The sequence below is a fragment of the Polaribacter sp. Hel1_85 genome, from assembly GCF_000766795.1.
Lineage (GTDB): Bacteria > Bacteroidota > Bacteroidia > Flavobacteriales > Flavobacteriaceae > Polaribacter.
Genome location: NZ_JPDS01000001.1, coordinates 1,263,536 through 1,277,937, shown reverse-complemented (window position 1 = coordinate 1,277,937; position 14,402 = coordinate 1,263,536). Strand labels below are relative to the sequence as shown.

Below are 14,402 nucleotides of genomic sequence, written 5' to 3'. Positions count from 1 at the left end.
AAACGAATAGAAAACAATGGATAAGCAAATAAAAGCAAAAAATAAAACCACAAAGAAAATGTTACTATGGGGAATTCCGACTTTAATATTGGCAAGTATTATTTTGATGAATTTAACACGAAAAAAACAAGTCAATTTAAAAAGAGATACCATAAGTATTCGTGAAGTTTTTAAAGGAGATTTTGAAGATGTTGTGTTGTTTAATAGTACAGTTGAGCCAAAAACATCTGTTTTAGTTAATGTAATTCAAGGAGGATCTGTTTCAGAAATTTTTGTAGAAAGTGGCCAAATGATAAAAAAGGGAACTCCACTTTTAAAAGTATATAACCCTAATGCAGAATTAAATTATTTAACTCAAGAAACTGCCATTGTAGAACAAATAAATAATTTAAGAAATATTAGAGTAAATATTAAAAATCAACAATTAAGTTTAGATCAACAGTTATTGAGTATTGATAATGATTTTAGAAATGCAAAACGTCAATATAAATTAGATTCTACTTTATACAAAAAAGAAGTAGTAGCAAGAAATGATTATCAGAAATCTGCTCAAGAATATACGTTTCAAAAAGGAAGAAGTGGTGTTATTAAAAAAAGTGTATCCGAAGAAAAAAAGAGTAGAGATGTACAATTATCTAGAATTGATATTTCTATTTCTAACATGCAGAAAAGTCTAGAATTGTTGCGTAAGAATAAAGAGAATTTTACAGTTAAAGCACCCGTTGAAGGACTTTTATCATCATTTAATCCAATTTTAGGAGAAAGCTATAATCAAGGTCAACCAATTGGAAAAATGGATGTTTTAGATGGTTATAAATTGGTAGCAAGTGTAGATGAATACTACATTTCTAAACTAAAAGAAGGAATAAGTGGGCGAGTTGCTGTGAACACTAAAAATTATGATATCGTTTTATCAAAAGTATTATCAGAAGTTGTAAGTGGACAATTTCAGGTGGAACTTCTTTTTAAAACCGATTCACTTCCTAAAAGTATAAAAAGAGGAATGTCTCTAAAAACAAAAGCATTTTTATCTAATGATAGCAAAGCTTTATTAGTTTCTAAAGGTCAGTTTTATCAAAGCGCTAACGGAAAATGGGTTTTTGTGTTAAATTCTGATAATAAAGCAGTAAAACGTAGTGTTAAAATTGGAAGAGAAAACCCTTTTTATTATGAGGTTTTAGAAGGATTAAAAGAAGGTGATAAAATAATTACATCTAGTTATGATGATTATAAAAAAGTAGAAGAAATAAATATTGAGTAAGATTTAGTTGACAATATTTAGTCACAGTTTCCTGTAACATCAGTTCGAGTGATATTTCTGACACAGGTATAAAAATTGTATCGAGAATTAATTAAAAATAAATAAAAATTAAAAATATATAAAGATGATAAAAATAACAGATTTAGTAAAGGTTTATAGAACAGAAGAAGTAGAAACAACAGCTTTAAACAAATTAAGTTTAGAAGTAAAAGAAGGAGAATTTGTATCCATAATGGGCGCTTCTGGTTGTGGTAAATCTACACTTTTAAATATTATTGGTTTGTTAGATGCACCAAATAATGGTAGTTATCTTTTTGATGAAACAGAAGTTGCAAAATTTAACGAAAAACAAAGAGCAGGTTTACGTAAAGCAAATATTGGTTTTGTGTTTCAAAACTTTAATTTAATTGATGAATTAACAGTTTATGAAAATGTTGAATTGCCATTAATTTACAATAAAGTAAAATCATCAGAAAGAAAACAGCGTGTTACAGAAATTTTAGAAAGAATTGGTATTGCACATAGAGCAAAACATTTTCCTTTACAATTGTCTGGTGGTCAGCAGCAAAGAGTTGCTGTTGCAAGAGCTTTAATTACAAATCCTAAATTAATTTTAGCAGATGAGCCAACAGGAAATTTAGATAGTAAAAGTGGTAATGATGTTATGGAATTACTAACAGAATTGCATGCTACAGGAGCTACCATTATTATGGTTACGCACTCATCTTATGATGCGCAATTTTCTTCAAGAACTATCACTTTAAAAGATGGAGAAGTTATATCAGAAAAAACAAACGAACATAAAGTTGATGTTTTAGTCAAATAAATAATAATTTTTTAAAACTAGAACAGATGTTACGAACGTGGTTTAAAATATTTTTTAGAAATCAGCAAAAAAACTGGTTAAATACATTAATTAATATTAGTGGGTTAACGCTAGGTTTAGCAGGCTTGTTAATTGTTTTACTATATGTAAAGGAAGAAAAAAGCTACAATCAATGGAATCCTAATAAAGAGGATGTTTATAGAGTAAATATGAAGCAGGCAAAAACTGGAGAAATTTGGTTTGTTGCAAATGCAGGGATGTATATTACTTATCCAAAAGAAATACCAGAAGTTACAGAAGCTTTAATGGTAAAACCATTTTATAGAAGTAGAGTTATACAATTTAATGATGTATTTGAGTTTACTGATAAAATGATATCTACAGATCCACAATTTTTCAATTTTTTTCCTTTTGAAATTATAGAGGGATCTTCTCAGAAATTTGAAGAAACGAGAAATCATATTGCATTATCAAAAGAATATGCAGAGCGTATTTTTAAAAGAGAAAGTGCTGTTGGTAATTTAGTAAAAATTGATGATAAAAATTATATTGTAGCTTGTGTATATAAAATACCAAAGAATTCGCATCAAGAACCAGATTTATTACTTCAGTTTGATAAAGATTTTAAAGTGCATTGGGGAAATCATAACAACGAATTATTTTGTAGGGTTATTAAAGGAACAGATTTAACTGTTTTGAAGCAAAAAATGGATCAAATTATCATTGAAAAAGCCTATAAAAAAAAGGTAGAAAAACATGGACTTACAATAGAAGAATTTGACAAACGTTATGGTATACCAACAGTTGTTTTAGATAAACTAGATACAATGTATTTGCATAATACAGCAAAAAGAGCGGGCCCAAGTGGAACCGGAAACTATCAATTATTAATGGTTTTATTAGGATTGTCAATTTTATTAATAGTAATATCTTATGTAAACTTCATTAATTTATCTGTAGCATCTGCAAGTCAAAGAGCAAAAGAAGTTGGTGTTAAGAAAACTCTTGGATTATCAAAAAAACAATTACTATTTCAATATGTATTTGAAATTGTTTTTCAAGGATTAATTTCATTCGTTTTAGCATTGGTAATTGTAGAATTAGCATTGCCTTTTTTTAATGATTTTGTAGGTAAAGAGATTTCAATATTGCATGCTGATTCGTTAATAACATTATTTATATCAGCAATTTTAATTTCTTTTTTTGTGGGGAGTATTCCTGCAATTTATTTATCTAATTTTAAGGCGATAGCAGTTTTAAAAGGAAGTGTTTCCAAAAGTAAGAAAGGAAATTTAGCAAGAAATATAATGTTAGGACTTCAGTTTTTAATTTCTGGATTTTTCATTATTAGCATGTTAATTGTTGGTAACCAAATTAATTATATGATGCAAAAAGAGTTAGGTTTTGACAAAGAACAAGTACTTTCTGTGGATTTATACAATATTGGAGATAGATATAAAAAGGTTAAATTAACAAAAGAAGTTTTATCAAAAAATGAAAACATTATTGATGTTTCTTCAAGCATGTTTGTACCTGGTGATGGTTTTGTAAACGGAACAGATTTAAGACATAAAATAAATGATATAAGTTTTAATTCAGCATCTAATTTAGTAGATTATAACTACATTGATTTTGCAAAAATTAAAGTTTTAAAAGGGCGGAATTTTTCTAAAGAAATAGCTTCAGACACCATTAATAAGATTATACTAAACGAAACTGCAGCTAAAGAATTAGGGATTTATAAGAATCCAATTGGGGAAGTACTTGATTTAGGTTGGATTGGAGATGATGAACCTGGTTTCGAAGTGATTGGAATGGTAAAAGATTATCATTTTGATGGGTTTGATTTAAAAATAGCTCCAATGTTTTTAGTGCATTGGAATAGTTTTGGTTTTATGAAAAAATGGATGCCAGCCATACAAATTAAAGTGAAACCAGAAAATATAGATCAAACGATTTCTGAGATAGAAGAGTTTTGGAGGTTAAATGTAGATGTTAAATATCCGTTTTCTTATGAGTTTTTAGATCAAAAATTTGCTAAAACATATGATAAGTATAAAAAACAGCAAATGATATTTTTAATCTTATCAATATTGGTTATTTTAATATCTCTTTTAGGCTTATTTGCTTTGGCAACATTAACAATTCAGCAAAGATTAAAAGAAGTTGCTATAAGAAAAACTTTAGGTGCATCTGTAAAAGAAATTATGTTTCAATTGCTAAAAAGTTTCTTAAAAACAACAATTATAGCTTCTGTGATTTTAATACCTATAGCTTATTATTTTATGCAAAATTGGTTAGAAAATTTTGTGTATAGAATAGATATGCCAATACTTCCATATATACTAACACCAATTATTTTAATCATATTAGTTTTTGTAGTTGTTGGTTTAAAAGCTTATAACGCCACAAAAATAGATTTAATTAAATATTTAAAATTCGAATAGATATGATACAAACTTGGTTTAAAATATTTTTTAGAAATAGTAAAAAGAACTGGCTTAATATTTTAGTAAATATTTTCGGATTAACGCTTGGTTTTGCAGGGTTGTTAATAGTGTTATTGTATTTAAATGATGAGGAAAGTTATAATACTAGTAATACAAATGTTAATGAGATTTATAGGGTTATCCATAGAATGTCTGATGGAGATATTTGGGCAAATAGTACAAATGTTGAAGGACCAAAATATGTAGCAGACATTCCTGAAATAACGGATTACTATTTAAGTGATGGTTGGTATGCAGACTTTGTTGTGAAAATTGATGGCAAAGAACTTTATACTAGAGATATGTTAAGAGGAAATGCTGAATTTTTCGACTTTTTCCCATACAAAATTGTAGAAGGAAGTGTAAATGCGTTTAAAAAAGTAACAAGCAATGCAGCAATATCTCAAGAACAAGCAAAAATTTATTTTGGTAATAAATCAGCAATAGGTAAAACCATAACTTTTAATGGTAGAACATTTGTTATTACAACAGTTTATAAAATAGAAGGGAAGCATTATTTTATGCCAAAAGTGGTAACCCAATTTAAAAAACAACCAGAAGGACATTGGGGTAATTTTTCTAATAATTTATTTGTAAAAACGACAAAAGGTGCAGATGTAGAAACGCTTCAGAAAAAAGCATTAGATGTTTGGTATCAAAATGAAGTTTTACCATCTTCTAAAAGAGATGGAATTACACCAGAAGAGTTTTTCGAAAAATATGGAACAACTACTATTTTTGAACCTTTAAAAGATATTCGTTTAAAAACAATTACAGATGAGGCTGGACCAGAAGGAAAGGGTAATTATCAGTTAATATTAATTATGTTATCGATTTCTATTTTGTTGATCCTAATTTCTTGTGTAAACTTTATTAACCTTTCAATTGCATCTGCAACACAAAGAGCAAAAGAAGTTGGTGTTAAGAAAACATTAGGATTATCTAAAACATCTTTAACAAGGCAATATGCTTTAGAAATTGTATTGCAAGGCTTTATAGCTTTTATATTAGCATTAGTTTTAGTTGAATTGATTTTACCATCATTTAATGACTTTATGCAAAAAGATATTTCAATCTTAAATTTAAAATTATTAACAAAAGTTGGGTTAATTGCCATTATTATATCAATTATTATAGGATTTATTCCTGCTATTTATCTTTCTAAATTTAAAGCTGTAGAAGTTTTAAAAGGAAATGTTTCTAGAAGTAAGCAAGGTGTTTTTGCAAGAAATATAATGTTAGGATTGCAATTTTTAATTTCAGGATTTTTTCTTGTAGGATCATTAATAATTTATAATCAGGTAGATTATATGATGAGTAAAGATCTAGGTTTTAAAGGAGATCAAGTTGTTCTTATTTCGATGAATGATTATGAAAATAGATATAAAAAGTATGAATTAGCAAAAAAAGAACTAACCAAACACCCTAATATAGATGTTGTTACCAGTAATTCATTTGTAATTGGAGGAGGAAGTTCAAACTCAACAAATGTAGAATATAATGATATATCTGTTCAAACTAATGGAAATGCAATAGATTTTAATTATTTGCAAACAATGGATATTCAACTTCTTAAAGGTAGATTCTTACAAGAAAATAGGGCTTCAGATACAATTAAAAATGTTTTAATAAATGAAACATTAGCAAGAGCTTTCAATATTTATGAAGATCCTATTGGAAAAAAGATAAAAGCAGGTTATGGTGGCTCTGAAACCAAAGATGGTAAGTTTGAAGTCGTAGGAATGATTAAAGATTATCATATTTGGGGTCTAGATTCTAAAATTCCTCCAACAATGCTAATGCATTGGAATACTTTTAATTGGATGAAACGGAATTTTTGGATGATGCAGTTTAAAATTAAACCTAATAATGCTCAAGAAACTTTAAAGCATATAGAAAACTATTGGAAAGAAAATGTAGAACAAGGTTATCCTTTTAATGCACAATTTTTAAACAAACGTTTTGCAAGAACTTTTGTAAAATATCAAAAGCAAAAAACATTGTTCTTAATTTTAACAACAGTAGTCATAATTATTTCTTTACTAGGTTTATTTGCTCTAGCAACACTTACCATTCAACAAAGATTAAAAGAAGTTGCAATTCGTAAAACTTTAGGAGCTTCAGTAAAAGAAATTATGTTTCAGTTAATTAAAAGTTTCCTAAAAATAACGCTAATTGCTTCAGTAATATTAATGCCAATAGCTTATTATTTTATGGAAAACTGGCTAGAAGATTTTGTTTACAGAATAGATATGCCAATACTACCATTTATAATTACGCCAATATTACTTATAATTTTAGTTTTTGTAGTTGTAGGCTTAAAAGCATTTAATGCTACAAAAATAGATCTGATTAAATATTTAAAATTTGAGTAATTATTTGGGCGTTTTAACGGGCTTTTCGCACTCGCTTTTTTACAGAAAAAGTAAAAAGAGCTCAAACAAAGCTTCAATCCCTAACGCAAACAAAACCAGCTTTTAGAAGAGTCTAAAAGCTGGTTTTTTATATAAAATAAGTAGTTTATTTTTTTATTATTCCTCCAATTTTTCTAGGTTTTCTTTCTCTAAATGTACCTGCAAAAAGAAGTCCACCAATTATACCCATCAAAATAAAAGCAACTTGTTCAAATAAATTTGCAGAACCTGTAGTTGTAGATGGATTAAAAAAGGAGTTACTTAAACCCATAAAAGATTTACTTCCTGGTACCAACATTACAACACCTTGAATTAAAAATACTGTTTTTGGCGTTTTAGAAATCAAACCAAATAAACGACTCACTCCAACTACAGTCAAGGTTCCAATAAAAGTACTTACAAGTACTCCATATCCAGAGAATAAAACAGTTGTAAAAAAAGCGATAACACCTGTTATAGCACCATAAATCATATCCTTTTTTCGTACTTGAAATATTGGTAAAAGAGCAATTGAAAATATTGGAACAGCACAAAAGATAGTCCATTTTGGCATAGAAGAAACATGATATGTTAAATCGATATCAACCAAAGATGTCATCAACCCTAAACCAAGTAATACTCCAAAAAACTGCTTAAACAATAAGAGAATAGCATCGAAAAGTTTTGCGCCTCCAGAAACCAGACTTTTAGAAGTTATTTCCTCAAGAGCAGTTGTAATTGCTAATCCTGGAATAAAAACAATGATAGAAGCTAATATGGTTAAACCCAAATTAAAGGTCGGGAAAATTAAGGTTAAAGAACAACAAATAACGGTTACAACTAAAGCACTTAAAGATTCGAATACGTTTTCTATATAATTAGATTTAGATGATAAAAACACCAATAAATATATAAGAGCGCCTAATAATAAAGAGAACCCAAAAGAAAGCCAATTAGTACCAATCATTATACTAAAAGAACCTGCAGAAAAAGCATAAGCTAAAGTTAAATATAAGTGATTTATATTTTTAGTTTCTGCATGAATTATATTTAATTCTTTATTAATAGCGCTATTATCAATTTTAGAATCAATAACCTTATTTGTTAGTTCTGCAATTCTAGAGAAAGCACCTAAATTTAAAGATCCAGGAGGAATTGATTCTATATAATTATATGAGTTTTCATCTTCATAAAACACATAATTAATCCAAGTTGGTAAGTCCATAAAACTACCAGTAATACCTTGCGTTTTAGCAACCTCTGTTAGATAAGATTGAATTTTATAGGAAGGAATACCATAAATATGGAGTGCTTTTCCTAATTCAACTATAAATCTATATTTTTCTGGAATTTTCATTTTTAATAATTAAATACTGCTGTTTTATCTATTTATTAAAGCCAAAAAAAAGGCTTTACAAAAGCCCTTTTTTATATAAATTTTAGGGCGAAATATTATTTCGTTAACCAATTTTTTGCATTTACAAAAGCTTCTAACCAAGGTGTTACTTCATCTTTTCTTCCTTCAGGGTAATTTGCCCAGTTCCATTGGAAAGTAGAACGCTCAATATGAGGCATTGTTACTAAGTGTCTACCTGTTTTATCACACATCATTGCTGTGTTAAAATCTGATCCATTTGGATTGTTTGGATAGCCTTCATAACCGTATTTTGCTACGATATTATAGTTTTCTTCAGCTTCTGGTAAGTTAAATTTTCCTTCTCCATGAGAAATCCAAACACCTAATTCTGTACCTGCTAAAGAAGATAACATTACTGAATTATTTTCTTGCACTTTTACAGAAGTAAAAGAACTTTCGTGTTTTTGAGAATCATTATGACCTAATTTTCCGTGTACTTTATGCTCAGGATTAATTAAATCTAATTCCATCCATAATTGCGCTCCATTACAAATACCAACAGATAAAGTATCTTCTCTTTTAAAGAAGTTCTTTAAAGCTTTCTTCGCTTTTGAATTGTATAAAAATGCTCCAGCCCAACCTTTTGCAGAACCTAAAACATCTGAATTAGAGAAACCACCTACAGCTCCAATAAACTGAATATCTTCTAAAGTTTCACGACCAGAAATTAAATCTGTCATGTGTACGTCTTTTACATCAAAACCAGCTAAATACATTGCATTTGCCATTTCACGTTCCGAGTTAGATCCTTTTTCACGAATAATAGCAGCTTTTGGACGAGATTTCTCGACTGCGCTCGAAATGACAGGTAATTTTCCAGTAAAATTCTCTGGGAATTTATACTTTAATGGCTGATTTTTAAAATTATCAAAACGATCTTGAGCTAAATTATTAGCGGTTTGTTTTTGATCTAATAAGAAAGATGTTTTGTACCAAACATCTCTTAATTCAGCAACATCAAACGTAAAATTATCTTCGTTGTTTTTGATGTTTACAGTTCCTGAATTATTTGCAGTACCAATATTGAAAAATTCAATGTTATTTTCTGATAAAATAGTTTCTACAGAAGCATCTGCTTGAAAAACAATTCCTGAATTTTCTGCAAATAAAACTTTGATAGAATCTTCTTCATTTAAAGAAGAGATATTTAAATCTGCTCCTAAATTAATAGTTGCAAAACACATTTCTAACAACGTTGTAATCAATCCACCAGAAGCAACATCATGCCCTGCAGTAATTTTATCTCCTTTAATTAACTCTTGAATTGTATTAAAAGTATTTTTTACAAAAGCAGAATTTTTTACATCAGGAGCTTGATTTCCAATTGTATTTAAAACTTGGTGAAAAGAACTTCCTCCTAATTTAAATTCATCTTGAGAAATATTAATATAATATATATTCCCTCCATCAACTTTTAAAAGAGGTTCCACAACTTTGCTTATTTCATTACAGTTTCCTGCAGCAGAAATAATAACGGTTCCTGGAGCAATTACTTCATCATCAGCATATTTTTGTTTCATTGATAAAGAATCTTTACCAGTAGGAACATTGATTCCTAAATCTATAGAAAATTCTGAAACCGCTTTTACAGCTTTGTATAAACGAGCATCTTCACCTTCATTTTTACAAGGCCACATCCAGTTTGCTGATAAAGAAATTGAATCTAAATTATCTTTTAAAGGAGCCCAAATAATATTGGTTAAAGATTCTGTAATTGCATTTCTACTTCCTGCAGCAGGATCAATTAATCCAGAAATAGGAGAGTGCCCAATTGAAGTTGCAACTCCTTCTTTTCCTTTATAATCTAATGCCATTACACCAACGTTATTCAACGGGATTTGTAACGGACCAACACATTGCTGTTTGGCAACTTTACCACCAACACATCTGTCTACTTTATTTGTTAACCAATCTTTACAAGCAACAGCTTCTAACTGTAAAACTTGCGTTAAATAGTTTTTAAAATTCTTAACTTTATATCTAGAATTCTTGTAATTTCTTTTTACAGTTTTATCTGTTAAAACAGTTTTAGGAGAAGAACCAAACATGTCTTCTAAAGCTAAATCCATTGGTTTTTTACCTGTTGATTTAGATTCGAAAGTAAAACGATCATTACCTGTAACTTCACCAACATCATAAATAGGAGAACGTTCTCTATCTGCAATTTTATGCAAAGTTTCTAAATGTTCGTCTGCAATAACTAATCCCATTCTTTCTTGAGATTCGTTACCAATTATTTCTTTTGCTGATAAAGTAGGATCTCCAACAGGTAAAGCATCTAAATCGATTTTACCACCAGTATCTTCTACTAATTCAGATAAACAATTTAAATGTCCACCTGCACCATGATCGTGAATAGAAACAATAAAGTTTTCTTCACTTTCTACCATTCCACGTATTGCATTTGCAGCACGTTTTTGCATTTCTGGATTAGAACGTTGAACAGCATTTAATTCTATTCCTGAATCTAAAGCGCCTGTATCTGCAGAAGAAACTGCAGCTCCACCCATTCCAATTCTGTAGTTTTCACCACCAAGAATTACAATTTTATCACCTTCTTTAGGAGTATCTTTTAAAGCTTGTTCTGCTTTTCCATAACCAATTCCACCAGCTTGCATAATCACTTTATCATAACCTAACTTTCTAGCTTTAGATTCACTTGAAGAAGAATTTTCTTCATGCTCAAAAGTTAATACAGAACCTGTAATTAATGGTTGTCCGAATTTGTTTCCAAAATCTGAAGCTCCATTAGATGCTTTAATTAAAATATCCATTGGAGTTTGGTATAACCAATCTCTTGCTTCAAATTTATTTTCCCAATATCTTGTGTTTTTTACTGAATCGATAGAAGCCTCTAAACGAGAATAAGAAGTCATATAAACTGCAGTTCCTGCTAAAGGTAAAGAACCTTTTCCTCCTGCAAGTCTATCTCTAATTTCACCTCCAGAACCAGTTGCAGCACCATTAAAAGGCTCAACTGTTGTTGGGAAATTATGAGTTTCTGCTTTTAAAGAAATTACAGAATTAAAATCTTCTGTTTGATAAAAATCTGGTCTGTCTGCGGTCTTCGGAGCAAATTGTTCCACTTTAGGACCTTTTACAAAAGCAACGTTGTCTTTATATGCTGAAACAATATCGTTAGGAAATTGCTTCGACGTTTCTTTTATCAATTTAAATAATGATGTTGGCATTTCTTCCCCATCAATAACAAAAGTTCCATTAAATATTTTATGTCTACAGTGTTCAGAATTTACTTGACTAAAACCAAATACTTCAGAATCTGTTAATTTTCTTCCAATTTTTGTAGCAACACTTTCTAAGTAAGCAACTTCTTCATCACTTAAAGATAAACCTTCTTGATTGTTATATGCTGCAATGTCTTCAATATCTAAAATTGATTCTGGCTGAATATGAATTTCAAATGACTCTTGATGTAAACCATTAAATTTTTCAGAAATCATTGGGTCAAAATCAGTAAAATCTTTAGTAGAAGTAACAAATTCTTCAATTCTGATTATATCTTTAATACCCATATTCTGAGTAATTTCAACTGCATTTGTACTCCAAGGAGTAATCATTGCTGCTCTTGGCCCAACAAAAAAAGCATCAATTGATGTTTCTTTTATTTTAGGTTGATTGCCAAATAACCAAGTAAGCTTAGAAATTGTTGTTTTAGCTAAATCTTTTGTTGTTTGAACAGCGAATACTTTACTGTTTTTATTTCCAAAGAAATGAATCATTATAGTGTTGTGTTTGCGTGTTGTTGTAAAAATGCAAATTTACTTTTTTTCAATTTAATAGATAAGATTAATTTAATCGAAATTTAATAGTTATTCACTTAATTATAAACTAAAAAAGACGGCTACTTAATGTAGCCGTCTTTTTTTATCTTTAAAAAAAAGTATTTATTTTTTTATCAATTTCTTAGTAATAATTTCATTTTCAGAATTTATTTTTACTAAATAAACTCCTTTAGATAAACTAGAAATATCAATACTATTATTGTTAGTATTTACTTTTTCTGTTTTAATTAATTTACCTAAAACATTGTAGATATTTATATTTACATTCTTAATAAGGTTAAAATATAATTTATTTCCATTTATTGGGTTTGGATACATTTTAAATGAATTTAAAATGGTATTTTCTACACTTGCTGTGCTTACATTGTGTTTACCTAAATCAGAACAATCATCAGTGCCAGAACCTTGTACCCATTCATCTGCATTATAAACAGTATTTGGAGAAACTATAGTTGACTTTCTTTTTAAAGTAACATTTTCTCCAAAAGTATTTGAATTATTTTCTGTACCAATAATATCTATTAAAACATCATTTTTAAACAAACCTAAAACATCATTACCATTGAAATATGTAACATTACTATCAATATCGACTTCTGATGTACAAATAGTAATTTGAGAATTTCCAATGACAAAAACATCTCCATCTGCAATAGTTTCATTAGTAAAAGTTAAAGTTTGTGTTCCAAAGTCACTTCCGTTTGAGCCAAGTTTAATACTATAGTTTGCTAAAGAAACTGTTTGACCAGTAAAGTTTGCAATTTCAAGGGCTTTATTGTTACTAGATCCTTCAAGATATTCTGTGAAAAATAATTCATTAGAAGCTGCTGAACCATCTGTAGTTATTGCATTTACAGTAGGTGATTGGGCAGATTTATTATCTGCTTCATCTTTTGCTAAAACTGTAACACTGTAAGTTGTAGATATTGTTAAACCAGAAATAGTATAAGTTGTATCTGTAGTTGAGCCATTAATTGCACCATCAACAAAAATATCATAACCAACAACAGCTGCATTATCTGTAGAAGCTGTCCAATTAGCTTTAAAACTAGTACCCGTTTGATTTGTTATTACAACATTTGTGGGTACAGTTGGAGCTTCATTATCAATTGCTGTAGTTCCGTTTACAGCAGTAGTTTGATCAGATTTATTATTTGCAATATCTTTTGCTAAAACAGTAACAGCATATGTTGTGTTTGCGTTTAAACCTGAAATTGTATAATTTGTATCTGGTGTATTTCCATTTAAAGTACCATCAACATAAATTTCATATTTAGTTACAGCTACATTATCTGTAGAAGCAGACCAAGTAACATCTATTGATGAAGGTGTGCTATTACTTAAAACAACGTTTGTTGGTACAGTTGGTGCTTCTTTATCTGTAGAAACATACATTCCCCAAGAATCAATTGCAGGAGTTCCTCCCCAAATTCTTGTTGCTAAATATGCATTATCTATAAAAGGGTTTCTATTTCCTTGCGCATATGCATTACTTGTATTTTCATGGTATGTATTTCTTTGTCTTTCAAAATCAGAAACAGGGTCTTCTGCATTCCATTCTAAGAATAAATCTATCATATCATCTGGAGTAGCTGTAGAGTTACCGATACCAACTCCGGTTGGTTTACATTGATCACCATAATGAATATACATGTACATCATAATTCTAGCAACATCACCTTTCCATTCATCACCAGGGTACCAACCACCAGAAACACTACCAGCATTTCCGGATCCATTAACAAACTTAAGGCTACCACGATCACTATTAAAGCCAACATCTGAAGGACGTAAATGATGACCGTCTGCACCAGGACCAGAAGTACCAAGATTTGGTGTTCCTAAAGATTTAGCATAAACGTGCTCTCTATTCCAGTCAGTAGATCCACCTCCATTTTGATTTATACCTCTTGTTCTAGAAGTTTTACCAGAATCAGAATACCCATAAATCAATAAAACTTCAGAACTGTTTTCTGGATTAACATCAGTTGCTTGCAATGCTGGCCAACCATAAGATAAAATTTTGGTATGAGCAGCTATTGTTTTTGTTGCTAAATTTTCTTTTAAAGCTAAACCTTCTGCAGTTAAATCTACATCGTCATAATAAGGTTCTTGGGCAGAAGCTATAAATGTTAATAATAAAGAGGATAAAAGTACTATTTTTTTCATTTTTTTTTAAATTTAAAAACGACTCACAGTGGAGTCGTTTTTGT

Annotated in this window: 7 protein-coding genes; 4 read left to right on the top strand and 3 right to left on the bottom strand. The window is 29.3% G+C overall.

Features of this window, described 5'->3' with window-relative positions; genetic code table 11:
• Positions 1-16 precede the first annotated feature (16 nt).
• From PHEL85_RS05450 to PHEL85_RS05435, 4 genes are all read left to right on the top strand, one after another.
• Positions 17-1,261, top strand: coding sequence for an efflux RND transporter periplasmic adaptor subunit (locus PHEL85_RS05450; RefSeq protein ID WP_036822088.1), 1,245 nt, complete (start codon positions 17-19; stop codon positions 1,259-1,261).
• A 124-nt stretch (positions 1,262-1,385) separates the two neighbouring features.
• Positions 1,386-2,087 carry an ABC transporter ATP-binding protein gene (locus PHEL85_RS05445; RefSeq protein WP_036822085.1) on the top strand — a complete coding sequence of 234 codons (702 nt, stop codon included), beginning with the start codon at positions 1,386-1,388 and terminating at the stop codon, positions 2,085-2,087.
• A gap of 26 nt (positions 2,088-2,113) precedes the next feature.
• On the top strand, positions 2,114-4,534 hold the full coding sequence (locus PHEL85_RS05440) for an ABC transporter permease (protein ID WP_036822084.1): 2,421 nt from the start codon (positions 2,114-2,116) through the stop codon (positions 4,532-4,534).
• 2 nt (positions 4,535-4,536) lie between these two features.
• Entirely contained in the window at positions 4,537-6,951 is a 2,415-nt protein-coding gene (locus PHEL85_RS05435) for an ABC transporter permease (protein ID WP_036822081.1), read from the top strand.
• Between the two features lie 145 nt (positions 6,952-7,096).
• Here the strand turns inward: PHEL85_RS05435 and PHEL85_RS05430 are convergent, their stop codons facing one another.
• The 3 genes from PHEL85_RS05430 to PHEL85_RS17270 form a co-directional block, all read right to left on the bottom strand.
• The gene (locus PHEL85_RS05430) at positions 7,097-8,326 is read right to left on the bottom strand and encodes a threonine/serine exporter ThrE family protein (protein WP_036822078.1); all 1,230 of its coding nucleotides are present in this window, start codon (positions 8,324-8,326) and stop codon (positions 7,097-7,099) included.
• 95 nt (positions 8,327-8,421) lie between these two features.
• Positions 8,422-12,126 carry a phosphoribosylformylglycinamidine synthase gene (gene purL, locus PHEL85_RS05425; RefSeq protein WP_036822075.1) on the bottom strand — a complete coding sequence of 1,235 codons (3,705 nt, stop codon included), beginning with the start codon at positions 12,124-12,126 and terminating at the stop codon, positions 8,422-8,424.
• A 165-nt stretch (positions 12,127-12,291) separates the two neighbouring features.
• On the bottom strand, positions 12,292-14,358 hold the full coding sequence (locus tag PHEL85_RS17270; protein ID WP_052108459.1) for an endonuclease: 2,067 nt from the start codon (positions 14,356-14,358) through the stop codon (positions 12,292-12,294).
• Between the last annotated feature and the right edge of the window lie 44 nt (positions 14,359-14,402).

What these genes read in the sequence shown, in the direction of transcription:
- PHEL85_RS05450 (WP_036822088.1), top strand. Translation starts at nt 17, where the DNA reads ATGGATAAGCAAATAAAAGCAAAAAATAAAACCACAAAGAAAATGTTA.
- PHEL85_RS05445 (WP_036822085.1), top strand. Translation starts at nt 1,386, where the DNA reads ATGATAAAAATAACAGATTTAGTAAAGGTTTATAGAACAGAAGAAGTA.
- PHEL85_RS05440 (WP_036822084.1), top strand. Translation starts at nt 2,114, where the DNA reads ATGTTACGAACGTGGTTTAAAATATTTTTTAGAAATCAGCAAAAAAAC.
- PHEL85_RS05435 (WP_036822081.1), top strand. Translation starts at nt 4,537, where the DNA reads ATGATACAAACTTGGTTTAAAATATTTTTTAGAAATAGTAAAAAGAAC.
- PHEL85_RS05430 (WP_036822078.1), bottom strand. Translation starts at nt 8,326, where the DNA reads ATGAAAATTCCAGAAAAATATAGATTTATAGTTGAATTAGGAAAAGCA.
- purL (WP_036822075.1), bottom strand. Translation starts at nt 12,126, where the DNA reads ATGATTCATTTCTTTGGAAATAAAAACAGTAAAGTATTCGCTGTTCAA.
- PHEL85_RS17270 (WP_052108459.1), bottom strand. Translation starts at nt 14,358, where the DNA reads ATGAAAAAAATAGTACTTTTATCCTCTTTATTATTAACATTTATAGCT.